Genomic DNA, 23454 nt, shown 5'->3' with positions numbered 1-23454 from the left:
GGTTGCCTGGGCCGCTTCTCAGCCCGCGTTGACGTACGCCGTCTTGTGCACCGTGTAGAACTCGCGCGCCGCCCGTGCCTGCTCCCGGGGACCGTAGCTCGATCCCTTCCGACCCCCGAAGGAGACGTGGTAGTCGACACCGGCGGTGGGGGCGTTGACCATGACCATTCCAGCTTGCGCATAACGCTTGAAGTGCGTCGAATATTTCAGCGACGAGGTGAAGATGCCCGCCGAGAGCCCGAAGGCCGTGTCGTTGGCCACGGCGAGGGCTTCGTCGTAGTCCGCGACCCGGATCACCGAGGCGACGGGACCGAAGACCTCTTCGACGTTGATCGTGTCCCCAGCCGAGGTCCCGGTGACGAGGGCGGGGGCGAGGAAGTACCCGTCGGTGGCCGCGTCGACGAGGTCGCCGCCGGTGACCTCTCCCCCTTCGTCGCGGGCGATGCCGATGTAGCGCAGGTCCTGCTGCAGCTGGTCCTCGGAGACGACGGGGCCGATGTCGGTGCCCTCGGCGCGGGCGTCGCCGACCGTCAGGCCCGCCATGCGCTCCTTGAGCAGTCCGACGAACTCGTCGTGGACGTCGTCGGTGACGATGAGTCGGGACGAGGCCGTGCACCGTTGGCCGGTGGAGAAGAAGGCCCCGTTGACCGCAGCGTCGGCGGCGGCCTCGAGGTCGGCATCGCCGAGGACGACGAGCGGGTTCTTCCCTCCCATCTCGCACTGGACGCGGATGCCGTGCTCGCTCGCTGCGGCGATGACGCCGCGTCCCACGGCGACGGAGCCGGTGAAGGTCACCGCATCGACGTCCGCCGAGGTGGTGAGGACCTCCCCGACGATCCGTCCGGGTCCCATGACGAGGTTGATGACGCCGTCGGGCAGTCCCGCCTCGACGAGGATGTCGACGAGGGCCGAGGCCGAGCCGGGTACGAGTTCGGCGGGCTTGAAGACGACGGTGTTGCCGTAGGCGAGCGCCGGGGCGATCTTCCAGGCCGGGATGGCGATGGGGAAGTTCCACGGGGTGATGACTCCGACGACACCGATGGGTTCGTGGGTCATCTCGGCGGTGAGGCCGGGGCGGACGGAGTCGATGATCTCCCCGGTGTTGCGGATGGTCTCCCCGGCGAAGAACTTGAAGATCTGGGAGGCGCGCAGCACCTCACCGCGGGATTCGCCGAGCTGCTTGCCCTCTTCCCGGGCGAGGAGGTCGGCGAGTTCGTCGGCGCGCTCGGCGATGAGGGTGCCGGCCGTGTCGAGGATCGCGAACCGCTGCTGAGCGGGGAAGTCCGCCCAGGCCGGTGCCGCGGCATTGGCGGCGGCGATGGCGTCCTCGACGGTCTGCGCATCGGCGCGGGCGAAGCTGCCGATGACGTCGGACGGGTCCGACGGATTGCGGTTGAGGCTGCGGTCCTCGGATCCGCGGCGCTGTCCGCCGATGAGGTTGTCGAACAGGGCCTCGGTTCCGGTCGTGGTGGCTGCTGATGTCTGGGTCATCGACGCTCCTTAGCGCGGGTCGGCGTTCCCTGGGGCCGGCTCACCTCGCTGCGAGCGGCCGGGGGACGCGGGGGTTCTTCTGGTGTCTGTGTCGGTGTTCGAGGACTGCGGTTCAGTGTCTGTCTGAAACAGGGTCTGTATATAAGGGACTGTATACACGGACTCTAGTGGTGTGGGCGGACTTCGGGGAACGGGTGGTCAGGGAGTGAGGCGCTGGGAGGGGATGGCTAAGGGCGCAGAGTCCTGGTGCTTACGGGTAGAGGCGGACAAGGTCCCAGTCCTGCGACCGGGCGAGGTCGCCGGGGTCATGACTGCCATCGGCACGGCGGAAGACCCAGCGGTCGTGGAAGCGGTTCTGCTGACCCTGCCAGAATTCGATCTCGAACGGCCGGATGCGGAAGCCGCCCCAGTGTTCGGGACGGGGCACGTCGCGGCCGGCGAGCTCCGCCTCGGCGGCGGCGTACTCGGACTCCATCTGCTCCCGCCCGCCGACCGGCTGGGACTGCTTCGAGACGCTCGCAGCGATCTGCGACCCGCGGGGGCGGACGGAGAAGTAGGCGTCGGACTCGGCGGGGGCGACCTCCTCGGCGAGGCCCCGGATGCGGATCTGCCGGTGCATGTCCTGCCAGGGGAAGTTCGCCGCGACCCGCGGATCCGCGCGCAGCTGACGCCCCTTGGCCGAGTCGTAGTCGGTGAAGAAGACGAAGCCTGCGGGGTCGACGCCCTTGAGGAGAACGATGCGGGCGACCGGGCCCCACTCGTCGAGCGTCGAGACGGTCATCGCGTTGGGTTCGCGGACCTGGCCGGCGGCTTCGTCGTACCACGTGCGGAACAGCTCGAGCGGGGAGACCTCGGGACGATCGAACGAGGACGAGATGTAGGAGGCCCGGGTCTGGGCCAGTCGGTCGACAGGCTCACTCATGGCTCCACTCTACGGGCCGCGGTCCGTCGGGGTTGCGCGGACCGTCGACAGCAGGGGCCGAGGACGTCCGTTCGCGCATGGTGAGACGGCCCGCGGGCGGGGACTCGCGTGCCCCTAGAATGGCGAGCGTGACTGCTGCGAACCTGACGATCCCAGACGAACTCCTGCCCGCCGACGGACGATTCGGATCGGGTCCCGCCCGCATCCGCGCGGCCCAGATCGAGGCCCTGAACTCCGCGGCGACGACCGTGCTCGGCACGAGCCACCGACAGGCGCCGGTCAAAAGCCTCGTCGCCCGGATCCGCTCCGGACTGACCGAGCTCTTCGACCTGCCCGAGGGCTACGAGGTCGTCCTCGGCAACGGCGGATCGACGGCGTTCTGGGACGTCGCGGCCTTCGGACTCGTGAGGCAGCGCGCTGCGCATGCGACCTTCGGCGAGTTCGGACAGAAGTTCGCCAAGGCCACCGACACCGCACCCCACCTCGAACGATCGCTCATCCTGACAGCCGAGCCGGGCACCTCGGCGATCCCGTCCCCGGCAGCGCTCGAGGCGGCAGGCCTCGGCGACAGCGAGGTCAGCGCTGACGTCTACGCGTGGCCGCACAACGAGACCTCGACCGGGGTGGCGACGACGATCGCCCGCCCCGAGGGCATCGACGAGGATGCACTCGTCGTCATCGATGCGACCTCCGGCGCCGGCGGTCTGCCCGTCGACATCGCCGAGACCGACGTCTACTACTTCGCCCCGCAGAAGAACATGGGCTCCGACGGCGGACTGTGGGTCGCGATCCTCTCCCCCAAGGCCGTTGCCCGGGCGGAGGAGATCAAGGAGTCCGGGCGCTGGATCCCGGCGTCGCTCGACCTCGTTACCGCGATCGAGAACTCGCGCAAGGACCAGACGTACAACACCCCTGCGGTGGCCACGCTGCTCCTGCTCGCCGAGCAGATCGAGTGGATCAACGGCAACGGCGGCCTCGACTGGGCCACCGAGCGCACCAGTGAGACCTCCGGTTACGTCTACGACTGGGCCGATGCCGCCGAGGTGGCCCACCCCTATGTCGCCGATCCCGCCGACCGGTCCTCGGTCGTCGCCACCGTCGACTTCGACGACTCGGTCGATGCCGCGCGCGTGGCTTCGGTACTGCGGGCCAACGGCATCGTCGACGTCGAACCGTATCGGAAGCTCGGGCGCAATCAGCTGCGCATCGCGACATTCGTCTCGGTCGACCCGGCAGACGTCAAGGCGCTGCTGAACTGCCTCGACTTCGTCATCGACGCCCTCGCGTAGCCGGCGCGCGCCGGCGTTCTACCGCAACCCTCACCCTTAGCGCCATGAACCACCTTTGCACGGGTGGTGTGTCGAGCTAAAGGTGCGGTGAGCGGAGCCAGACCTCTGAAATGCCGCTTGGGGTGCGAGAAACGGTTACAGGTGTGCCGTGACTCTCGAGGTGCCAAGTGACGCGGCGACTATCGAGGTGCGGAGTAGCGCGCGCCGTTCGCACTGCGACGTGCGGCTCAGAGGAAGTGGATGAGCAGTCCGATGCAGAAGGCGACTGCGGCGAGCAGGGCGAGGAAGAGCTCGATGACCGTGCCGAGTCCGATCGCCTTGATCGATCCCCAGCTCGAGGACCACGCGGTCGTCGGGTCCTTGAGCCGCGCGTACTCGGCGAGATAGAGCCCGAGGACGAAGCCGAGCGGCAGCCCGAGAACCGGGATGACGAAGAAGCCGACGATTGCGAGCACACCGGCGACAGCCACCGACCGGTTCGGCACCTCCATCTCCTTGAGCTTGCGCCCGGTGAGGACGAAGGACGCGCTCATGCCGCCGGCCACGAGGACCGCGACGATCGCGAAGACGATCCATGCCGCCGGGGTGCCGATGACGAACGCCCAGATGAGCACCGCGACGGCGATGAGGATGGAGCCGGGCAGCACGGGAACGATGATGCCGAGGCACCCCACGAGCACGGCGATGCCGACGAGCAGGGAGGTCACAGTGTCCACGTTCACGACATATCCGATCTCTTCGACGGGGGTCTCTTCGACGATGGTCTGTTCAAGAGTGCTCTCATCAGGGCTCTCTTCAGCTCCGCTCGCAGCCGACCAGGTGCGCTCAGCGCAGATCCGATCCTAGGGGACCCGGTTGTGAGGACGCAGAACCGGACCTGTCTGTGAGGACGCAGAGTCAGATGAGCAGCCGCACCGCCGACCGCGCTACGGATGCCCGAGGTAGCTCACGTGCAGCCGGATCCGCGACTTCGGATCGTAGCTCAGGCGCAGGTTCTTCGCGACGATCATCCACACGAGTCCGACGCCGAACGCCAGCACACCCGAGGCAGCGCCCACCCCCATCGCCATGCGGGGTCCGAAGGAGTCCGCGACCCATCCGGCCAGGGGCGCCCCGATCGGAGTGCCGCCCATGACGACGGCCGCGTAGATCGCCATCACCCGACCGCGATAGTTCGGCGGGGTCGTCGTCTGCACATAGGCGTTCGCCGAGGTCATCATCGTCAGCGAGCTGAATCCGACGAGGATGAGAGCGGCGGCGAAGACATAGTAGTTCGTGATCAGCGAGGCGAGTCCGACAGCCAGACCGAAGCCGCCGGCAGCCCCGAAGATGAACCGCAGCCGCGGCTTCTCCCGTTTCGCCGAGGCGAGCGCACCGGCCACGGACCCGATCGCCATGACGGAGTTGAGCAGTCCGAACCCGCTCGCGTCCTTGCCGAACTCGATCCGCGCCATCGTCGCCGTGTAGATGTTGAAGTTGAACCCGAAGGTCGCGACGATGAAGAGCACGAGGAGGACGACCGTGACGTCCGGTCGTCTGCGCAGGTAGCGGAATCCGCCGAGCACCCCGCCGCCACCTCGGCGACTCGAGGGATGCAGTCGTGCCGTGTCGAGGCGGATGAGCACGGTGAGGGTGGCGGCGAACCCCAGCCCGCTGATGAGGAAGACGGGCCCGGCGCCGACGAGGGCGGTGAGGACACCGGCGACGGCGGGGCCGATCATCCGGGCGCCGTTGAACGACGCGGAGTTGAGGCTCACCGCGTTCGGCAGGAGCTTCTCCCCCACGAGTTCGGAGACGAACGCCTGCCGGGCGGGGGTGTCGAGGGTGGCGAGGATGCCGAGGACGAGGGCCAGGACGTAGACCTGCCACAGCTCGATGGTGTCGGTGATGACGAGGACGAAGAGCAGCAGGCCGACCGCGCCGAGGAGGGCCTGGGTGACCATGAGCAGCCTGCGCTTGGAGAACCGGTCGGCCAGGGCTCCGGCGAACGGGAACATGATGAGCTGGGGACCCATCTGCAGGGCCATCGTGATGCCGAGCGCCGAGGCGTTGTTGTTCGTCAGGTAGGTGAGGACGAGCCAGTCCTGCGCTGTCCTCTGCATCCACGTTCCGGTGTTCGAGATGAGCGCGCCGGCGAACCAATGTCTGTAGTTCGGCTCCGCCAGCGACCGGAACGTGTGCGCCATCTGGTGCTTCAGCCCTCCTGGAGCTCGAGTTCGCCGCGCGCGTAGTCGTCGACGACCGCCTCGGCGGGGCTGGTGTCCTGACGTCTGACGTCGGTCTCCGAATGCGCCCCGCACCCGGAGTCGAGTTGGACGACGCGCCCGTCGAAGGGCGACCACGCATTCGCGCACACCCCGAAGCTCTCGCGCAGGGATCCGGCGATCGGCATGAAGTAACCGCAGGTCACGCAGTGCGCCGAGGCGCGGGCGGCGAATTCGCCGTCAGCTCCGGCCTCGGATTCGGCCCACCGGGTCGCCGCAGCCGTGATCCCCTCGGCGGAGAGCACGCGTTCGCGGCCGATGCCGAACTCGAAGTTCGCGATCTGGTCGATGTTGTCCGCCGAGTTGTCCTCGGTCTGCTGGTAGCCCGGCTGGAGGTTCGGATCCTCGTCGACCTTGGGCAGGGTGTCGCGCGGGGTGAGGTCGCCGGGTTCGAGGCGCTGATCCCACGGCACCCATTCGGGAGCGACGAGGGCGTCGGGTCCCGGCAGCAGCGCCGTCTCGCACACGGTGACCTTCTTCGAGCGCGGGGCGCGGGCGAGCACAGCCACCCAGCGCCAGCCACGGTAGCTGGGGTCGGTGCACACGAAGTAATGGGTGACGAGTCGGGTGCCTTCGGCGACCGCGCCGAGGTGCTCGCCGATGACCGAGCTGCCGGCCACCTCGGCGATGGCGGATCGGGCGATGTCGATCGCAGCGGCCAGCTGGGCGTCGAGGACGACCTTCTCGGGGCTCGTCCGGGCAGGCTTCTGCGCTGGGGCCGCAGCCTCATCCGCCGCGCCGGAGGCAACCTCGGCGGGAACAGCCTCAGCGGCCGCACTCGTCTCGGCAACCTCGGCGGGAACAGCCTCAGCCGCAACCGTCGCCTCCGCGCCCGTCGCCGCCGCGTCCGCGTGCTCCGGGGCCCGCAGGTCGGCGAGCCATGTCGTGAACAGTGAGGACATCATGACTCCAGATCGTCGGCGATCGCCCGCAGCAGCGAGGCGACCTTGTTCCCGTGGTCGCGGTCGGGGTAGCGCCCGTGCTGCAGACCGTTGTTGAGGTCATCGAGGACCTTGATGACGTCTTCCACCATAACCGCCATGTCCTCGGCCGAGCGGCGTCGAGCCTTCGCGACCTTCGCCGGAGCCGAGAGCACACGGGCCTTGAGCACCTGCGCGCCGCGGCGGGAGTCGACGACGTCGTAGTCGAGGCGGGTGCCCTTGGTGATCTCCGTGCCCTCGGGCAGGGAGGAGGAGTGGAGGAAGGCCTGGGAGCCGTCTTCGGCGACGACGAAGCCGTAGCCCTTGTCGGCGTCGAACCATTTCACGCGTCCGGTTGGCATGGTGTCCTTTCCTGATGTGGTGCAGTGCCCTAAGGGCCTCCGGGGCGGAGGCCGGTTCTCGTGCCGGGCTGTGCCGGCGGTGCTCGTGCCGGGCAGGCCCGGCGGTGGTCGATGTCGGTGTCTGTGCGTCGGGATCGTCCCGTCCTCGCCGAGGCGGGTGGCGCATTCGCCGAGGTGTCCCGCCGATTCGCCTCGAAGCTGCGGAGGGGGTCTGTGTCCGGATCCGACCGGTCCGCTCAGAGTGCTCTCAGCCCGTCGGTGACAGGCACCGACTCACGGTGTCCTCGGCCGCATCCCGATCCGCAGTCCGGCGGATTCGGTTCAGCTCGGGCCCACCTCGGTCTGCCTGCGCCGCAGCACCGCGCGGATCACAGCCGCGGCGGCGAGGGCGAAGGCGACCGGGAGGAGGATCATCGGCAGGTATGTCAGCAGATGCGAGGGGGTGTACCCCATCCACGCCTGACCCAGAACGCCGAGGAGTGCGGCGGCTCCGATGACGGCTGCTGCGACGGCCACGACGACGATGGCCGTGTCGACACGCTTGGCTGACAATGCTCGTCCCTCCCGAGGGAATGTGCTTTCCTGACCCCACCATCATACCCCTGGGGATACACTGAACGGCGATGTCAACGACCTTCAGCGCCTGGCTCGCCCACAGCTCCGATGCGGACTTCGAGTCCTTCGCCCGGAGCCGCCGGGACCTGCTCCAGCCCGAGTCGCCGACGATCGGGGCGCTGGCCGCGGCCGCGTCCTCGCGCATCGGGGTCTCCCGCGGCATCGAGGCGCTCACCGCGTCCGAGCTCGACCTCCTCATCGACCTCGCCACCGCGGCCCGCACGAGTCCCGACATCGACATCGGCTCCCTGACGCCCACCCCCGCCGAGGCGGAACTCACCCGCCTGCGCGACCTCGGTCTCGCGTGGCCGACGTCGACGCCGGGCACCTGGAGGATCCAGTCCGAGGCGATCACCCTGCTGCCGACGTCGGCGGCCGAAGCCGCCCGGCCCCGCCCGTGGCAGACCTCCACCGAGGCGGCGATCGATGAGTCTGAGACCGTGATCCCGCAGGCGCTCATCCACAACAGCGAACAGGCCGCCGTCGCCGAGGTGATCTCCTCCCTGCGCGGGCTCGTCGACGATCTCGACTCCGCACCGGTGTCCCGGCTGACCAGCGGCGGCATATCGAAGCGCGACGTCGGTCGGCTCGCCCGCAGCCTCGAGCTCGAGAGCACCCACACGATCACCCTGCTGCTCGCGGCGAAGGCGCTCGGACTCATCGGCGTCCTCGACGACCCGCTCGACCCGCAGTGGACGGCGAGCGACACCGCACGCGAGGTCCTCTCCGGCGACCGCGCCGATACGTGGGCGGCACTCGTCACCGCCTGGCTGCGCGAATCCCAGGAGGTCACCCAGCTCGTCGCCGGGGCGAGTGCGAACGAACGCCTCACCGTGCTCGCGACGCCGAAGAGGTCCCTGTTCAAGGGCTTCGCCCAATCCGTGCCGGCGATGCCGCTGCTGCGGTCCACGGTGCTCTCCGTCCTCCACGGCATCGGCCTCGGCTCCTCACGCTCGGCGGCCTGGATCCACCGGGAGGTGCTCCGCACCCATCCCCTCCTGCCCGCCCACGAGGCGGCGATCACCGAGGAGGTCCTGCGGACGACGGTCATGCTCGGTCTCGCGACGACCCCGCTCCAGCAGCCGAACCACTTCGGACCGAGCCGGTTCGGGTCGATGCTCGCCGCCGGCCTCGAGCAGGCGATGGCCGCTGAGGCCCGCCGTGACCCCTCCATCGCTCCCCTGGGTCTGAGCGTGGCCGCACTGGCGGTGCCCGCCGAGGTCACCGCCGAAGTCCGAGACGGTCTCGTCCCCGAGGTCGAGACCGTGCTCATCCAATCCGATCTCACGGCCGTGGCGACGGGACCCATCGACCCGCGAGTCCACCACATCCTCCGCCGCTTCGCCGTCGTCGAGGCCCGCGGTCAGGGCACCGTCTACCGGATCGATGCGGACACGGTCGAGGCGAGCATGCAGACGGGCATCGACTCAGCCGAGGTGCTCGCCCAGCTGCGGGAGATCAGCGCCGAGGAGCTGCCCTCGACGCTCGAGTTCCTTGTCACCAACACGGCGGCGAAGCTGCGCCGGGTCCGCGTCGCAGGCGCCCGCGCCGTCCTCGTCGTCGACGACCCCGTCGACCTCGACGTCATCCTCGCCGACCAGATCATGGTGCCCGCGAACCTCGAACGGCTGGCCCCGACCGTGGCGATCAGCCAGCTCGGTCCCGAACGCACCATGCACCTCCTCGAATCCGGGGACCACCATGCGCTCCTCCACTCCCCCACCGGTCCCGTGCGACGCCGCTCGGTGATCACGCAGACCGAACCCGAGGTGACGACGAGGAGGCGGGCCCGGGTGAGCGACGACCGCCTCGGCGAGTATCTGCGGATCCTCCGCTCTCCGGCGGGTGCCGCGAGCACACGCAGCGCCAGCGACGAACCGCTCGGACACCTCGACCGACTGCGGGAGGCTGCGGAGACGAAATCGCTCGTGACGATCCGGCTCGCCGATTCCCACGGGAACGAACAGGTGGTGCGGATGCAGCCGACGACGGTCAACGGCGGCAGGGTGCGCGGGACCGTGGTCACGACCGGCGCCGAGGCGTCCCTGTCGATCGCGCGCATCGTCAGCGTCGACCCGGTGCCGGACCCGGCAGCGCAGGCATCGGCGGACGGAGCCGACGGCACAGCCGGTACCGACGACACGGGCGGCCCCGACGACGCGGACGGGGCCGGGGAACAATCGGGACCGCGCGGGCGTTGACCACCTCGTTGTCTCCTCGGCGAAGGAAGTGAATGAACGGACCCCTCATCGTCCAATCCGACCGGACCGTGCTCCTCGAATCTGGCCATCCCCTGGCCGTCGAGGCGGCCGTGGCGATCGCCCCGTTCGCGCAGCTCGCGCGCACCCCGGAGTACATCCACACGTACACGATCACCCCGCTGGGACTGTGGAACGCGCGCGCGAGCGGGCATGACGCGGAGTCGGTCGTCGACGTCCTCCTCGAGTTCGCGAAGTATCCGGTGCCCCACGAGCTGCTCGTCGACATCGTCGACATCATGGACCGGTTCGGGGTGCTCACGCTCATCGACCATCCCCTCCACGGGCTCACCCTGACGTCGACGGAGACCGAGCTGCTCGACCGGCTCGTCGGCCAGCCCGACCTCGTCGGCAAGTTCGGCAGGCGCCTCGATGCCGAATCCGTCCTCGTCCACCCCTCCGAGCGCGGGGAGCTCAAGCATGCGCTCCTCCAGCTCGGGCACCCGGTCTCCGACCATGCCGGCTACATCGACGGCGAAGCCCACGACATCGCGCTCAGCGACGACGCCCACGGCGGGCAGTGGCATCTGCGCGACTACCAGCGCGAGGCGATCGACCAGTCACTGGCCGGGGAGTCCGGGGTCGTCGTCCTCCCCTGCGGGGCGGGCAAGACCGTCGTCGGGGTCGCGACGATGTCGCGGGTGCAGACGACGACGCTCATCCTCGTGACGAACTCGGTCTCGGCGAAGCAGTGGAAGGATGAGATCCTCGCGCGCACCACCCTGACCGAGGACGAGATCGGCGAGTACTCGGGCTCGGTCAAGGAGATCCGGCCGATCACGATCGCCACCTATCAGGTGCTCACGACGCGGCGGAAGGGCTCGTATCTCCATCTCGAACTCCTCGACGCGAAAGACTGGGGGCTCGTCATCTATGACGAGGTCCACCTCCTGCCGGCCCCCATCTTCCGGCTCACCGCGTCCCTGCAGGCGAGGCGGAGGCTGGGACTGACGGCGACCCTCGTGCGCGAGGACGGCCGGGAGGACGAGGTGTTCTCCCTCATCGGGCCGAAGCAGTACGAGGTGCCGTGGAAGGAGCTCGAACGTCTCGGGTTCATCGCCACCGCCGCCTGCCATGAGGTCCGTGTGCGCCTCGACGGGGGCACCCGGACCGCGTACGCGCGCGCCGACGGGGAGGACCGGTACCGGTTGGCCGCGACCTCGGATGCGAAGCTGCCGATCGTCCGCAGCCTCGTCGCCGAGCACCCGGACGCGCAGATCCTCGTCATCGGCCAGTACCTCGACCAGCTCGAGGAGATCGGTGCGGAGCTCGACGCGCCCGTGCTCACCGGCCAGACCCCGGAGTCGCAGCGTCAGCAGCTCTTCCGCGACTTCCGCTCCGGCGCCATCCGCGTCCTCGTCGTCTCCAAGGTCGCGAACTTCTCCGTCGACCTGCCCGCCGCCTCGGTGGCGATCCAGGTCTCCGGGGCGTTCGGGTCACGGCAGGAGGAGGCGCAGAGGCTCGGCCGCATCCTCCGCCCGAAGGAGGATGCCGGCTCGGCGACGTTCTACACCGTCGTCGCCGCCGACACCGTCGACGAGCACTTCGCCGCCCAACGCCGCCGGTTCCTCACCGAGCAGGGCTACAGCTACGACATCGAAGTCCGCTAGCCCTCGCGCTGCGGTTTCACCCGGTGACGCGGGGATCTCACCCGCGGGCATGGGACCTCACCCGCGGGCGCGGACGACGCAGCCCTCATCCCAGACCGGCTCGCTCGACTCGTAGACCTCGCCGTCGGAGCCGAAGACGAGGAACCGGTCGAAGTCCCGAGCGAACCAGCGGTCGTGGGTGACGGCGAGCACCGTCCCGTCGAAGGCGGCGAGTGCATCCTGGAGCGCCTCGGCGGAGACGAGGTCGAGGTTGTCCGTCGGCTCGTCGAGGAGGAGCAGGGTGGCCCCGGCGAGTTCGAGGAGGAGGATCTGGAACCTCGCCTGCTGCCCGCCGGAGAGCGAGTCGAAGGTCTGCTCGGCCGCCCCGGCGAGCTCGTAGCGGGCGAGCGCCCGCGACGCGGGTTCACGCGGCAGACCGCTGCGGTGCTCATCGCCGCGGTGAAGGATCTCAAGCAGGCTGCGCCCACTCAGGTCGGGCCGGCCGTGCGTCTGCGCGAACCACCCCGGGCGCACCCTCGCACCGAGCCGCACCCGCCCCTCGTGGTCGACGGCGGGGATGTCGATGTCGCTGACCGGCCGGTGCTCGGCCTCGGGGTCGGTGCCGCCGGCGGCGAGAAGGCGGAGGAAGTGGGACTTCCCCGACCCGTTCGACCCGAGCACCGCGACCCGGTCCCCGTAGTGGACCTCGAGGTCGAAGGGCAGCATGAGGCCGGTGAGCTCAAGACCGTCGGCGACGATCGCGATCTTGCCGGTCCGTCCCCCGCCGAGGCGGATGCCGAGGTTCTGCTCGCGCGGGATCGCCTCGGGCGGGCCTGCGGTCTCGAACCGCTCGAGCCGTGTCTGCGCGGCCCGGTACCGTGAGGTCATGTCCGAGTTGTAGGCGGCTTTCTGCTTGTACATCTGGACGAGGGCGCGCAGCTTCGCGTGCTCTTCGTCCCAGCGTCTGCGCAGCTCCTCGAGCCGTTCGAAGCGGGCGGCGCGCGCCTCGTGGTAGGTGCCGAACCCGCCGGGATGGATCCATGCGGAATTCCCTGCCGCGGAGAGTTCGAGCGTGATGATCTCCGTTGCCGCCTGTGCGAGCAGCTCCCTATCGTGGGAGACGAAGAGGACGCTCTTGTCGGTCTCCCGCAGCTGGGCCTCGAGCCACCGTTTGCCCGGCACGTCGAGGAAGTTGTCGGGCTCATCGAGGATGAGGACCTCGTCGGTTCCGCGCAGCAGCGCCTCGAGGACGAGCTTCTTCTGCTCCCCGCCCGACAGTGTCGAGACGGCGCGGTCGCGGCACTTCTCGAACGGGACCCCGAGCGCCGAGGTGGTGCACGTGTCCCAGAGGACCTCGGCGTCGTAGCCGCCGGCGTCCGCCCATTCGCTCAGGGCGTTCGCGTAGGCCATCTGCACCTCGGTGGTCTCTCCGTCGGGTCCGAGCAGCCGCTGCTCGGCCCGGCGGACGACGGCCGCCGCTGTGCGGATCCGCTTCGGCGCCAACTCCTCGAGCGCCTCGGCGACGGTGTCAGCGGTGATGAACTGGCGCATGAGACCGACGGATCCGGTCCGGGAGACCGACCCGGACTCCGGGACGAGCTCACCGGTGAGGATCCGCAGCAGCGTCGTCTTCCCCGCGCCGTTGGCACCGATGAGAGCGGCCTTCGCCCCGTCGCCGAGGCGGAAGTTCACTCCCGAGAGCAGGGGACGGCCGTCGGCCAGGGTGAACGAGACGTCGCTGACTTCGATGTGGCCCATGCCCTCAAGCTATCAGCTGCGGTCTCAGCCACCTTCCGGGCGCTGAGGTCGACGCGGAATCGCCTCACACCTCGGCGAAGGCCTCCGAGCGGGCGACGACCTCACGGCTGCGGACCCGGCGGGCCAGCCGGGACTCGCCCCATTTGATGAAGACGACGCCGCCGAGGATGAACACGCCGCCGAAGAGCTGGATCGGGGCGGGCATCTCGGCGAGGAGGAGCCACGCGACTGCGACGGAGAACGGGACCTCGATGAGGTTGACGAAGGCCCCGACGGTCGCGCCGATGTAGCGCAGGCCGAGGATGCCGGTGATGTAGGCCCCGGCGGTGAAGAGGACGATGAGCGCCATCGGCAGCACCCACGAGGCCTGGACGCCGCCGAAGTCGACGTCGTGGACCGTCGCACCCCAGGGCATGACGCCGATGAGGACGACGACGCCCATGACGAGGGCACCCACGCCCATACCGAGCCCGGTCAGCGCAACCGGCGGCACGGTGATCGTGTCCTTGGCCGAGACGAGGAAGTACGAGGCGAGGCAGACCGCGGCGGCGAGCGCCATGACGACTCCGAGGATGCTGATCGAGGCGCCGCGGAGGTTGAGGACGAGGAGGAGGCCGATCATCGAGATGACGACTCCGATGAACGTCACGGTCGCCGGGCGGGTGCGGGTGCGCGCCCAGATCCAGAAGACGATGAGCATCGGCGCGGTCATCTCGAGCAGCAGGGCGACGGCGACGGTGAGGTGCTCGACGGCGACGAAGTAGAAGCCCTGCACCCCGGCCATCGAGACGAGTCCGTAGATGAGGACGGTGCGCCAGCTGCTGCGCACCTCCGCCCAGCGTCCGCGCAGCGCGATGAGGCTGGGGACGAGGAGGAGCAGGGCGGCGCCGACGAGGCGGATGAGCACGACGGCTCCGGGCGTCCACCCGACCGCGTACATCGTCTTCGCGATCGGTCCCGAGACCGCGAAGAAGAACGCCGAGGCGAGAGTGAGGACGAACCCCAGAATCACTGTGCGACTCATTCCTGACCTCCTGAAGTGTGTGTTCGCCGAGGCGGCTGACCGTTCCGTCGCAACGGATCGTCAACTGCGACTGACCGTTCCGACGTGCCGGACTGCCCCGCCGTGACGGGCGTCACTGCGGGTCAGGGCCGCACTCAGCGGTGAGCGCGAGCCCCTGTGCTGCCAGTATTCCGCAGCCGAATGAAATGAGTCAAGTGCATTTTGCTCCTTACAGGCTGTGGCACAATGGTCACCATCATGACTTTTGCCTACGACATCCGCTCGAACCTCACGATGCTCGTCGACCTCCTCAACACCGCAGGGACCATCGCCGAGGCGGGCGATGAGCTGACGACGACGGCGAACCTCCACGACTTCGCCTCCCGACACGACTTCTCGGGACCGCTGCGGGCGACGAAGAGCGACGTCGAGGACACCCGACGACTGCGCGACCGCTTCGATGCCGCCTTTGCGGCCGGACTCGACTCAGAGGTCGACAGCGACCGCGAGGCGCTCGAGGAGCGCATCGTCGCCGAGGTCAACCTCACCCTGCGCGAGACCGACGCCCTACCGCAGCTCGTCCGCCACGACGACTGGGACTGGCACCTCCACGCGGTCGGCTCGAGCGCGAGCCTCGCCGATCGGGTCGCCGCCGACGTCGCGCTCGTCCTCATCGACCTCATCCGCTCCGGCGACCTCGACCGGCTCGGCCGTTGCGCGGCCGAAGGCTGCCGGGCCTACCTCGCCGACCTCAGCCGCAACCGCTCGAAGCGCTTCTGCGACACCGGCAACTGCGCGAACCGCACCCACGTCGCGGCCTTCCGTGCCAGGCAGAGCGACGCCGAGCACGCGAACGGCTGACGACCGTCCGTCACCGCGCCGACAGGAGGGCCCGGGGCTGCAGTGCCTACGGCGGTCGAGCTCGGGGCGGCAGCGCCTGCGGGAGCTGATCCTGGGACAACCGGGCTTGCCGCACAGGGCCCGGGCTGAACGACTCACGGCGGAGGCGGACACAGAACCCGCGATGCCGCGCCCATTACTGAGCGCAAGTTGTGTGGACACTAAATTTTCCCGCAATTCAACTTCCCGTTCCTGAGAGCCTGAGAGCCGAATCGGACCCGAATCGACTTTCCTGGGAATTTTTCAGTGACCGAGGTCACATTCGCGTTCAGCTGACATTCACTTGACTCTCAGGGTCGCTCTCCACACTGGACGCATGAGCACACAGAATGACACCGACATCGAAGCGACCCTCCTCGTTGTCGACGATGAGCCCAACATCCGCGAACTCCTCTCGACGAGCCTGCGCTTCGCCGGCTTCGACGTCGTCTCCGCCGCCAACGGAGCCGAGGCCCTGCGACTGGCCGAGCAGACCAACCCCGACCTCCTCGTCCTCGACGTCATGCTGCCCGACATGGACGGGTTCACCGTTACCCGGCGCCTGCGCCAGATCGGCATGAACGCTCCCGTCGTCTTCCTCACCGCCCGCGACGACACCTCGGACAAGATCACGGGGCTGACCGTCGGCGGTGACGACTACGTGACGAAGCCCTTCAGCCTCGAAGAGGTCGTCGCCCGCATCCGCGCGGTGCTCCGCCGCACCCGCAGCCTCGAGGAGGAGGAGAACGCCGTCATCGTGGCTGGCGATCTCGAACTCGACGACGACACCCATGAGGTGCGCCGTTCGGGAATCCTCATCGACCTCTCCCCCACCGAGTTCAAACTGCTGCACTACCTCATGCTCAACGCCAACCGCGTGCTCTCGAAGTCGCAGATCCTCGATCACGTCTGGGAGTACGACTTCGGCGGCGACACGGGCATCGTCGAGTCCTACATCTCCTACCTCCGACGCAAGATCGATGTCACCCCGGAGACCGACGCCGCAGGACACCCTGTGGAAATGGAGTGGACGCCGATGATTCAGACCAAGCGCGGTGTCGGTTACATGCTGCGCACACCGGAATCCAAGTAGTCCCCCAAGCGCGGGCGCTAGATTACTCACGTGGCACAACAATCCCGTCCCTCCCGACCGAGCTTCTGGGAGGAGTGGTCTCTGACCACCAAACTCCTCGGCATCATGATGCTCCTCATGCTCCTCGTCCTCTCCGGGACGAGCGCGTGGGTGCTGGAGAACCTCCGCGACAGTCTCATCGAACGCACTGATGAACGTCTCATCAGCGCCTCGGAGACGCTGGCGAAGCAGGCGTACCAGGACGTGTTCCAGCCGGCGCAGCTGCAGTCGACGGAGGACGGCAAGGGCGGGACCTCGGCGCCGACGACGATCGACTCGGATTCGTGGCGCCAGCTCAAGGATCTGCTCCCGGGCGGGTTCTACGTCCAGTTCTTCGACACCAAGGGCAACCCGATCAGCGACCCGGTCGCCCCGTCGCCGAAGAACCACCCGATCCTTCCCAAGGTCACCGAGGCCGACGTCTACGAGAAGGCCGGTGAGCCGTTCACGGTCGCCGGAACGAACTCGCAGTGGCGGGCACGGGCGATGAAGGTGCAGAACACTCAGGTACTCGTGACGATCGCGGTCCCCTTCGATCGCGAGATCGACAACATCAACGAGCGCGCCCGGAACACGATGATCGGCATCGGCCTGCTCGCGCTCGCGATGGTCGCCGGCATCGGGTACTGGGCGATCAACAACACCTTCCGCCCGCTGCGTGACATCGAGAAGACCGCGTCCCGGATCGCCGGCGGCGATCTCAGCCAGCGCGTGCCGACCTTCCCCCGCAACACGGAGCTCGGCCGGCTCTCGGCAGCGCTCAACACCATGCTCGGACGGATCGAGGATTCGTTCGACGGCCAGACCCGCTCGGAGAAGCGGATCCGGCAGTTCGTCTCCGACGCCTCGCACGAGCTGCGCACCCCGCTCGTGACGATCCGCGGGTACGCCGAGCTCTACCGGCAGGGCGCGATCACGAAGCCTGAGGACATCGGCCAGGCCATGGAGCGGATGGAGTCGGAGGCGAAGCGGATGGGCGTGCTCGTCGACGACCTCGTCGTCCTTGCCCGCCTCGACGAGCAGCGACCGGCGGAGATCGGACCGATCGACCTGTTCAAGGTCGTCCGCGACGCCGCCGCCGACGCCGCAGCCCAGGCCCCGGACCGGGACATCAGCTTCATCGGACTCGACGGATCCGATGCGCAGCCGGTGCCGCTTATCCGCGGCTCGGAGTCGAAGATTCGCCAGGTCATCGTCAACCTCGCCGGCAACGCCGTGCGGCACACGCCCGAGCAGGCGGCGATCGAATTCGCCGTCGGCGTCGTCGGTCTGCCGGATGACGCTGAGCGCAGGTCCAACGGCGGCGGGGACGACTCGGGCAAGCCGGGGGCGAAGGAGAAGTCCCGTGAGCGCGGTTTCGTCACCGGTGGAGTCCGCATCTTCCGCCGAGGCGACTCGAGCGGTGCCGATGCGGCCGACGCGCAGGAACCGGCGGGGATCGTCCCCAACGTCACGGCCGCAGGAACCCTGGCCGTCGACGATTCCCTGCGGGGGTTCCCCAACGGTCGGGTCCGCTTCGAGGTCCGCGACCACGGCGAGGGCATCGATCCGGAGATGGTCCCGCGGATCTTCGAGCGGTTCTACCGCCTCGACGTCTCCCGCACCCGGGACACCGGCGGATCGGGGCTCGGTCTCTCGATCGTCAAGGCGATCGTCGAGAACCATCACGGAGTCATCTCCGTCCACGAAACGCCAGGGGGCGGCGCGACCTTCCGCGTCGACCTGCCGATACCAGAGAACGAAGACAGTGCTCCAGACGCGCGAAAGGACGAGCGATGAGCAGCAACGACGGTAACACTCCCCGGAACCGGGGCAGGCACGGAGACGACGACTACCGCACGTTCCCTCGTCGCTCCTCCGAGGTCCCCCGCACCTTCCCCAGCGATTCGGTTGCCGACCGGTCGGACTCGACCTCGCCGAGGCGGGACTCCTATCCGTCGGGACCCGACACGTCCCAGCCGGGCCAGGGCTCAGGCCAGCCGACCCAGGGCCAGTCGGGTCAGGGGTCGGGGTCGTCGAGCTCCGGCTACGGCCAGGGTTCCGGACAGGCGGGCCCTCGATCCGATGAGTCGACCCGCAGCTACCCGGCGACGACCGGTTTCGGCGCCTCGGGTGGAGACGACCGGACCCGCGTCCAGCCGACCTATGTTCAGAACCCTGTGGACGGCAACGGCCGGGGCAGCGGTGCCTCCACCGGTCAGGGCGGCACGTACGGATCGAATCAGGGTGGCACGCACAACCCGTCCAGCGGCTACGGTCAGACCGGCGGCCACGGTCAGTCGGGCAACACCAGCCAGTCGGGCTACGGTCAATCGCGCGGCTACGACTCGAGCGCGCAGGGCAGCGCCACCGGCGGACACCCCTCCCCCGGCACCCCGTCGGACTCCCAGGGCCGGTCGTCGAACGCACCGGGTCAGTCATCGATCGCCCCGGGTCAGTCGTCGAATGTTTCGGGCGGCGCAGCAGCTGCGGGCTTCGGTGCCGCCGCCGGCTACGCGGCCGGACACCAGGGCTCCGGCGCCACCGGTCAGCAGGACTCAGCCGCATACGGAGCGCCTGGTCCCCACGGCTCCCAGCCGGGATCGTCCAGCGGCTACCCCGGTGCCGGAGCCTCCGGTCAGCCGGGCGCCGCAGCCGGTCAGTACGGATCCACCGGCTCAGCCCAGTACGGATCCGCCGGCTCCGGTCAGTACGGATCATCGACCGGGTCCTACGGCTCGGGCGGCCAGTACGACACGAGTGGTCAGGGCCAGTACGGCGCCTCCGGGCAGAGCCAGTATGCCTCGGCGGGCGCCAGCCCCTACGCCACCGACTCCTACGGCTCCGGAGGTCAGGGTCCGTACGGAGGCGGTCAGCAGCCTCGGCGGGAGAAGCGCGGACCGGGGTGGGGCGCGACGATCGCCATCGCCCTCATCGCCGCCCTCCTCGGCGGGGGTGCGGCGTTCGGCGGCAGCTATGCGGTGAGCGCGATGCAGGAAGGCACCGAGTCGAGGAAGGTCGCCGAGCAGACGATCGAAACGCCGGACTGGACCGAGGTCGCGAAGTCCGCATCCGAAAGCGTCGTCTCGATCCAAGCCGCCGCGAACGGTCGCGTCGTCGCCCTCGGATCGGGCTCCCTCTACGACGATCAGGGCCACGTCATCACGAACAACCACGTCGTCGCCCCCTCGGACACTCCGGGCGGCGAGCTCACGGTGACGATGAAGAACGGTGCGACGATGAAGGCCGAGATCGTCGGCCGGGATCCCTCGACCGACATCGCGATCATCAAGCTCGACCAGGTTCCCGAAGGCGTCAAGCCGCTGCCGATCGGCGATTCGAAGGCGCTGAGCGTCGGCGATCCGGTGATGGCGCTCGGCAATCCGCTGGGACTCGCCGACTCGGTGACGACCGGCATCGTCTCGGCCCTCGACCGACCCGTGACCACGGAGAACATCGGCGATGACGCGTCCTCGCAGCAGAAGGAGCTGACGATCACCAACGCGATCCAGACGGACGCGGCGATCAATCCCGGCAACTCGGGCGGCCCGCTCGTCGACGGCAACGGCAACTTCATCGGCGTCAACTCCGCTGCGGCGTCGCTCGGCCAGGGTGAGGAAGGTCAGCAGTCGGGGTCGATCGGCATCGGCTTCGCCATCCCCGCCTCGCAGGCGGTGATGATCGCCGATCAGCTCATCGCCACCGGCAAGGCTCAGCACCCGTTCCTCGGCGTCCGGCTCACCGACGGACAGATCAACACCGGTGGGATCACCCGCGCCAGCGCCAAGGTGCAGGCCGTCGAGCCGGGTTCTCCTGCCGCCAAGGCAGGGTTCCAGGACGGTGACGACGTCATCGCAGTGGGCGACACGAAGGTGACGAGCGCGATCTCGCTCCAGGCCCTCGTCCGCGCACAGCCGGTGAACACCCCGGTCGAGTTCACCATCGTCCGCGGAGGTCAGGAGCAGAAGCTCTCGGTCTCGCTCATCCTCCAGTGAGGGCTCATCCTCCAGGGAGTGCTCATCCTCCCCTGAGGAGAGCGGCCAGGGTGTGAGTCGGGTGCTCGGGTGAGGCCGGGTACCGGGTGAGGCGGACGGGTGCGATCACCTGTGTGCCAGCGCCTGGGGACAGATCCGGCACTCATGTGCTGGAAGGGTGTGGACGGTCAGGGACCGTCCACACCCTTCGTCGTCCGCCTTGCCCGCGGTCGTGGATCAGGCAACGCTGGACCCTGCCCCCACGACCATCGCCTCTCGCGGTGGCGACCATCGCAGGAGAAGGAGAAGCCATGAGTTTCGAAGTCGACGCCGAGCGCGTCTCGTCCGCAGCCACCGCCACCGCCGCCTCGTCGCAGGCCCTCGTAACGGAGTCGAACACGATGCTGCGCAACCTGCTCACGCTGCAGGAGTGCTGGAAGGGCAGCGCGGCACAGAACTTCCAGGCGGTCATCAACCAGTGGGAGGGCGCGCAGAAGCAGCTCTTCGAGTCGCTCAACTCCATCCACGGTGCCCTCGGCACCGCGGCGGCCCAGTACTCGGAGGTGGAGGCGGCGAACTCGCGGCTCTTCGCTCCGTGAGTCAGCCCACCGATCGGTGCCGGCCCCGCCGAGCGACCCCGGCCGGATGCTCCTCGGCGCACCCGGTTGCGGTCGTCCCGGGGCCCGCCCGCCCACGCTTCCTGCGCACTCTCGAGCACCGTGGCCGGGGGCTGCGCCGGGCGCGACACGCGGACCGATCTGTCCCTGTTTCCTCGTCTGCATCTGGGAAACTATCAGCCTTTATGAGTAGGCTGAAGGCGATAAGTTCACGGCGATCGAGGCCGGGAGACTCCTGGATGGGAGGTTTCCGTTCCGCGCTCGCCGGATCAGGACCAGAGCAGGAGTCGACAACGGTGAGCATCTTCCAACGAATCGCGACGATCTTCGGAGCGAAGGCGAACAAGGCCCTCGACAAGGCCGAGAACCCCAACGAAACCCTCGACTACTCGTACCAGAAGCAGCTCGAACTGCTGCAGAAGGTGCGCCGCGGCGTTGCCGACGTCGCGACCAGCCGCAAGCGCCTCGAACTGCAGATCAACCAGCTCGAGCAGCAGCAGAACAAGCTCTCCGGCCAGGCGCAGAAGGCGATGGAGATCGGACGCGAGGACCTTGCGCGCGAAGCGCTCACCCGCAAGTCCGGGCTGAGCCAGCAGATCACCGATCTCCAGACCCAGCATGAGGGTCTCCAGGGCGAGGAGCAGAAGCTCACGCTGGCCTCCCAGCGCCTCCAGGCGAAGGTCGATGCGTTCCGCACGCGCAAGGAGACCATCAAGGCGACGTACACCGCCGCCGAGGCGCAGTCGAAGATCGGCGAGGCGTTCTCCGGCATCTCCGAAGAGCTCGGCGATGTCGGCCTCGCCGTGCAGCGCGCGGAGGACAAGACCGCGGCCCTGCAGGCCCGGGCCGGTGCCGTCGACGAGCTCATCGCCTCCGGCGCCCTCGATGACGTCACCGGGACGCGGAAGGACGACATCAGCGCCCAGCTCGATGCGCTCTCGAGCGAGAACGACGTCGAGATGGAGCTCGCCCGCATGCGCGAGTCTCTTCCGGCCGGCGAGAAGAAGGACCAGAAGTCGCTCGAAGGCGAGGGCCAGTGATGATCATCCGGATCATGGGCGAGGGTCAGTTCGACGTCGCCGACGTCGATCAGGCGCTTCTGCAGAAGTACGACAACCAGGTCGAGCACGCTGTCGAATCCGGTGACACGGAGGAGGCCCGCACCGCACTGCAGGAGCTCCACGACTACGTCGTCAGCCACGGCAAGCCCGTCTCCGACGACTTCCTCGGCACGAGCGACGTCGTCGTCCCCTTCGTCGACGCCACCCTCGAGGAGATCTCCGAGCTGCTCACCGGCGAGGGGTTCATCCCCGACCCTGCCTGAGTCCGGTCCGCCCGACCGCCGAGGCTGCAGTCCGGCTCTCCGCCCCGCAGCCGCCCGGTCCATCCGACCTCGACTCCACGATTTCCGGCCCGTCGCCTGATGCCAGGTGATGGGCCGGATGCGCACAACCCAGAGAGGACCCACGATGTCGAACCGCTTCGTCAAGGACAACGGACTCACCATGCGGATGGGGTGGACGATCTTCCTCAACGGGCTCATCTACGTCGTGCTCATCCTCGCTGTCTGGTGGATGCTCGGCGGAAGCACGACCGGTGTCATCATCGCCGTGCTCGTGAGCATCGGGGCGTTCTTCTTCCAGTGGTACTTCTCCGACTCGATCGCGATGAAGGCGATGGGCGCCAGAGAGGTCTCCCCCGAGGAGGCACCCGAGCTCCACACGATGATCGACCGGCTCACGCAGCTCTCGGATTCGACGAAGCCGCGGGTGGCCGTGTCCAACTCGGCCGTGCCCAACGCCTTCGCCACCGGGCGCTCCCCCAAACGCTCGGTCGTCTGCGTGACCCGAGGCCTGCTCGAGAAGCTCGACCGAGAGGAGGTCGAGGTCGTCCTCGCCCACGAGCTCTCCCACGTCGCCCACCGTGACGTCACCGTGATGACGGTCGCCGGGGTCACCGGCGTCGTCGCCGCCCTGATGATGCGCGCCGGGTACTACATGACCCTCGGCGGACGCCGCGACAACAACGGCGGCATCCCCATCCAGTTGCTCTTCATCCTCGTCGGCGCCGTCGTCTACGGTCTCTCGTTCCTCCTCATCCGCAGCCTCTCCCGCTACCGCGAGCTCGCGGCCGATCGGGCCGCGGCCCTCCTCACGGGTCGACCCTCGGTGCTGGCCTCGGCGCTGACGAAGCTGAGCGGGGACATGAACAGGATCCCGGAAAAGGACCTGCGCGAGACCGCCTCGGCGAACCATCTCGCCCTCATCCCCGCCGCACATGGCAGCTCCGGATTCGGGGAGCTCTTCTCCACCCACCCCTCGCTCGACAAGCGGCTCGCCCAGCTGGCGAAGATCTCCGCGCAGCTCTCGAAGCCGGAATGACCGACCGCGCCCGGCTCGGGC

The 23454-nt window shown here is 68.6% G+C and carries 20 protein-coding genes; 11 read left to right on the top strand and 9 right to left on the bottom strand.

What is annotated here, in order from left to right; translation table 11 throughout:
* Positions 1–18: 18 nt before the first annotated feature.
* Both EZE58_RS04090 and pdxH read right to left on the bottom strand, forming a co-directional pair.
* Entirely contained in the window at positions 19–1491 is a 1473-nt protein-coding gene (locus tag EZE58_RS04090) for an aldehyde dehydrogenase family protein (protein ID WP_205772103.1), read from the bottom strand.
* Positions 1492–1741: 250 nt separating this feature from the next.
* Positions 1742–2413: a pyridoxamine 5'-phosphate oxidase gene (pdxH, locus tag EZE58_RS04085; RefSeq protein WP_167559864.1), complete on the bottom strand. Its 672-nt coding sequence runs from the start codon at positions 2411–2413 to the stop codon at positions 1742–1744.
* Between the two features lie 128 nt (positions 2414–2541).
* Here pdxH and serC point away from each other — a divergent pair, with 128 nt between their 5' ends.
* A complete protein-coding gene (gene serC, locus EZE58_RS04080) occupies positions 2542–3702 on the top strand; it encodes a phosphoserine transaminase (protein ID WP_167559862.1) in 1161 nt (386 codons plus the stop codon).
* A 227-nt stretch (positions 3703–3929) separates the two neighbouring features.
* Here serC and EZE58_RS04075 read toward each other — a convergent pair whose 3' ends face one another.
* The 5 genes from EZE58_RS04075 to EZE58_RS04055 all read right to left on the bottom strand — a co-directional run bounded on the left by EZE58_RS04075 (position 3930) and on the right by EZE58_RS04055 (position 7800).
* Positions 3930–4418: a DUF456 domain-containing protein gene (locus EZE58_RS04075; protein ID WP_344771662.1), complete on the bottom strand. Its 489-nt coding sequence runs from the start codon at positions 4416–4418 to the stop codon at positions 3930–3932.
* A 210-nt stretch (positions 4419–4628) separates the two neighbouring features.
* Positions 4629–5888, bottom strand: coding sequence for an MFS transporter (locus EZE58_RS04070; RefSeq protein ID WP_167559856.1), 1260 nt, complete (start codon positions 5886–5888; stop codon positions 4629–4631).
* Between the two features lie 8 nt (positions 5889–5896).
* Positions 5897–6868: a DUF3027 domain-containing protein gene (locus tag EZE58_RS04065; RefSeq protein ID WP_240941126.1), complete on the bottom strand. Its 972-nt coding sequence runs from the start codon at positions 6866–6868 to the stop codon at positions 5897–5899.
* Positions 6868–7248, bottom strand: a complete 381-nt coding sequence (locus EZE58_RS04060) for a cold shock domain-containing protein (RefSeq protein WP_167559852.1) — start codon at positions 7246–7248, stop codon at positions 6868–6870. The genes EZE58_RS04065 and EZE58_RS04060 overlap by 1 nt, the downstream gene beginning before the upstream one ends.
* Before the next feature lie 321 nt (positions 7249–7569).
* Positions 7570–7800 (bottom strand): hypothetical protein, encoded by a 231-nt coding sequence (locus tag EZE58_RS04055; RefSeq protein ID WP_167559851.1) that lies wholly within the window; start codon positions 7798–7800, stop codon positions 7570–7572.
* 71 nt (positions 7801–7871) lie between these two features.
* On the opposite strand from EZE58_RS04055, the gene EZE58_RS04050 reads away from it, so the two are divergent.
* Positions 7872–10064, top strand: a complete 2193-nt coding sequence (locus EZE58_RS04050) for a helicase-associated domain-containing protein (RefSeq protein WP_101623558.1) — start codon at positions 7872–7874, stop codon at positions 10062–10064.
* A 32-nt stretch (positions 10065–10096) separates the two neighbouring features.
* Complete coding sequence (locus tag EZE58_RS04045) at positions 10097–11731, top strand: DNA repair helicase XPB (RefSeq protein WP_095376255.1); 1635 nt, start codon at positions 10097–10099, stop codon at positions 11729–11731.
* Between the two features lie 57 nt (positions 11732–11788).
* On the opposite strand, the gene EZE58_RS04040 is transcribed toward EZE58_RS04045, so the two are convergent.
* Positions 11789–13468, bottom strand: coding sequence for an ATP-binding cassette domain-containing protein (locus EZE58_RS04040; RefSeq protein ID WP_101623557.1), 1680 nt, complete (start codon positions 13466–13468; stop codon positions 11789–11791).
* A gap of 64 nt (positions 13469–13532) precedes the next feature.
* Complete coding sequence (locus tag EZE58_RS04035; protein WP_205772101.1) at positions 13533–14492, bottom strand: DMT family transporter; 960 nt, start codon at positions 14490–14492, stop codon at positions 13533–13535.
* Between the two features lie 237 nt (positions 14493–14729).
* On the opposite strand from EZE58_RS04035, the gene EZE58_RS04030 reads away from it, so the two are divergent.
* The 8 genes from EZE58_RS04030 (at position 14730) to htpX (ending at position 23433) form a co-directional block, all read left to right on the top strand.
* A complete protein-coding gene (locus EZE58_RS04030; RefSeq protein ID WP_240941125.1) occupies positions 14730–15332 on the top strand; it encodes a CGNR zinc finger domain-containing protein in 603 nt (200 codons plus the stop codon).
* Between the two features lie 355 nt (positions 15333–15687).
* Positions 15688–16443: a response regulator transcription factor gene (locus EZE58_RS04025; RefSeq protein WP_009376432.1), complete on the top strand. Its 756-nt coding sequence runs from the start codon at positions 15688–15690 to the stop codon at positions 16441–16443.
* 30 nt (positions 16444–16473) lie between these two features.
* Positions 16474–18261 carry an ATP-binding protein gene (locus tag EZE58_RS04020; protein ID WP_009376433.1) on the top strand — a complete coding sequence of 596 codons (1788 nt, stop codon included), beginning with the start codon at positions 16474–16476 and terminating at the stop codon, positions 18259–18261.
* Entirely contained in the window at positions 18258–20456 is a 2199-nt protein-coding gene (locus tag EZE58_RS04015; RefSeq protein WP_101623554.1) for a trypsin-like peptidase domain-containing protein, read from the top strand. Before EZE58_RS04020 ends, EZE58_RS04015 begins: the two co-directional genes overlap by 4 nt.
* A 290-nt stretch (positions 20457–20746) precedes the next feature.
* Positions 20747–21034, top strand: a complete 288-nt coding sequence (locus tag EZE58_RS04010; protein ID WP_009376435.1) for a WXG100 family type VII secretion target — start codon at positions 20747–20749, stop codon at positions 21032–21034.
* Between the two features lie 314 nt (positions 21035–21348).
* Positions 21349–22092 (top strand): PspA/IM30 family protein, encoded by a 744-nt coding sequence (locus EZE58_RS04005; RefSeq protein ID WP_009376436.1) that lies wholly within the window; start codon positions 21349–21351, stop codon positions 22090–22092.
* Entirely contained in the window at positions 22092–22376 is a 285-nt protein-coding gene (locus tag EZE58_RS04000; protein WP_009376437.1) for a hypothetical protein, read from the top strand. The genes EZE58_RS04005 and EZE58_RS04000 overlap by 1 nt, the downstream gene beginning before the upstream one ends.
* Positions 22377–22521: 145 nt before the next feature.
* Positions 22522–23433 carry a zinc metalloprotease HtpX gene (htpX, locus tag EZE58_RS03995; RefSeq protein WP_101623553.1) on the top strand — a complete coding sequence of 304 codons (912 nt, stop codon included), beginning with the start codon at positions 22522–22524 and terminating at the stop codon, positions 23431–23433.
* The last annotated feature ends 21 nt before the right edge of the window (positions 23434–23454 follow it).

Source organism: Brevibacterium sp. LS14 (genome assembly GCF_012027885.1).
Classification (GTDB): Bacteria; Actinomycetota; Actinomycetes; order Actinomycetales; family Brevibacteriaceae; genus Brevibacterium; species Brevibacterium casei.
Note: the sequence above shows the minus strand (reverse complement) of the source record. Positions and strands in the feature narration are given on the sequence as shown.

Coding starts and splice junctions, on each gene's coding strand:
- EZE58_RS04090 (WP_205772103.1), bottom strand. CDS start 1,491: ATGACCCAGACATCAGCAGCCACCACGACCGGAACCGAGGCCCTGTTC.
- pdxH (WP_167559864.1), bottom strand. CDS start 2,413: ATGAGTGAGCCTGTCGACCGACTGGCCCAGACCCGGGCCTCCTACATC.
- EZE58_RS04070 (WP_167559856.1), bottom strand. CDS start 5,888: ATGGCGCACACGTTCCGGTCGCTGGCGGAGCCGAACTACAGACATTGG.
- EZE58_RS04065 (WP_240941126.1), bottom strand. CDS start 6,868: ATGTCCTCACTGTTCACGACATGGCTCGCCGACCTGCGGGCCCCGGAG.
- EZE58_RS04060 (WP_167559852.1), bottom strand. CDS start 7,248: ATGCCAACCGGACGCGTGAAATGGTTCGACGCCGACAAGGGCTACGGC.
- EZE58_RS04050 (WP_101623558.1), top strand. CDS start 7,872: ATGTCAACGACCTTCAGCGCCTGGCTCGCCCACAGCTCCGATGCGGAC.
- EZE58_RS04045 (WP_095376255.1), top strand. CDS start 10,097: ATGAACGGACCCCTCATCGTCCAATCCGACCGGACCGTGCTCCTCGAA.
- EZE58_RS04040 (WP_101623557.1), bottom strand. CDS start 13,468: ATGGGCCACATCGAAGTCAGCGACGTCTCGTTCACCCTGGCCGACGGC.
- EZE58_RS04035 (WP_205772101.1), bottom strand. CDS start 14,492: ATGAGTCGCACAGTGATTCTGGGGTTCGTCCTCACTCTCGCCTCGGCG.
- EZE58_RS04030 (WP_240941125.1), top strand. CDS start 14,730: ATGACTTTTGCCTACGACATCCGCTCGAACCTCACGATGCTCGTCGAC.
- EZE58_RS04025 (WP_009376432.1), top strand. CDS start 15,688: ATGAGCACACAGAATGACACCGACATCGAAGCGACCCTCCTCGTTGTC.
- EZE58_RS04015 (WP_101623554.1), top strand. CDS start 18,258: ATGAGCAGCAACGACGGTAACACTCCCCGGAACCGGGGCAGGCACGGA.
- EZE58_RS04010 (WP_009376435.1), top strand. CDS start 20,747: ATGAGTTTCGAAGTCGACGCCGAGCGCGTCTCGTCCGCAGCCACCGCC.
- EZE58_RS04000 (WP_009376437.1), top strand. CDS start 22,092: ATGATCATCCGGATCATGGGCGAGGGTCAGTTCGACGTCGCCGACGTC.
- htpX (WP_101623553.1), top strand. CDS start 22,522: ATGTCGAACCGCTTCGTCAAGGACAACGGACTCACCATGCGGATGGGG.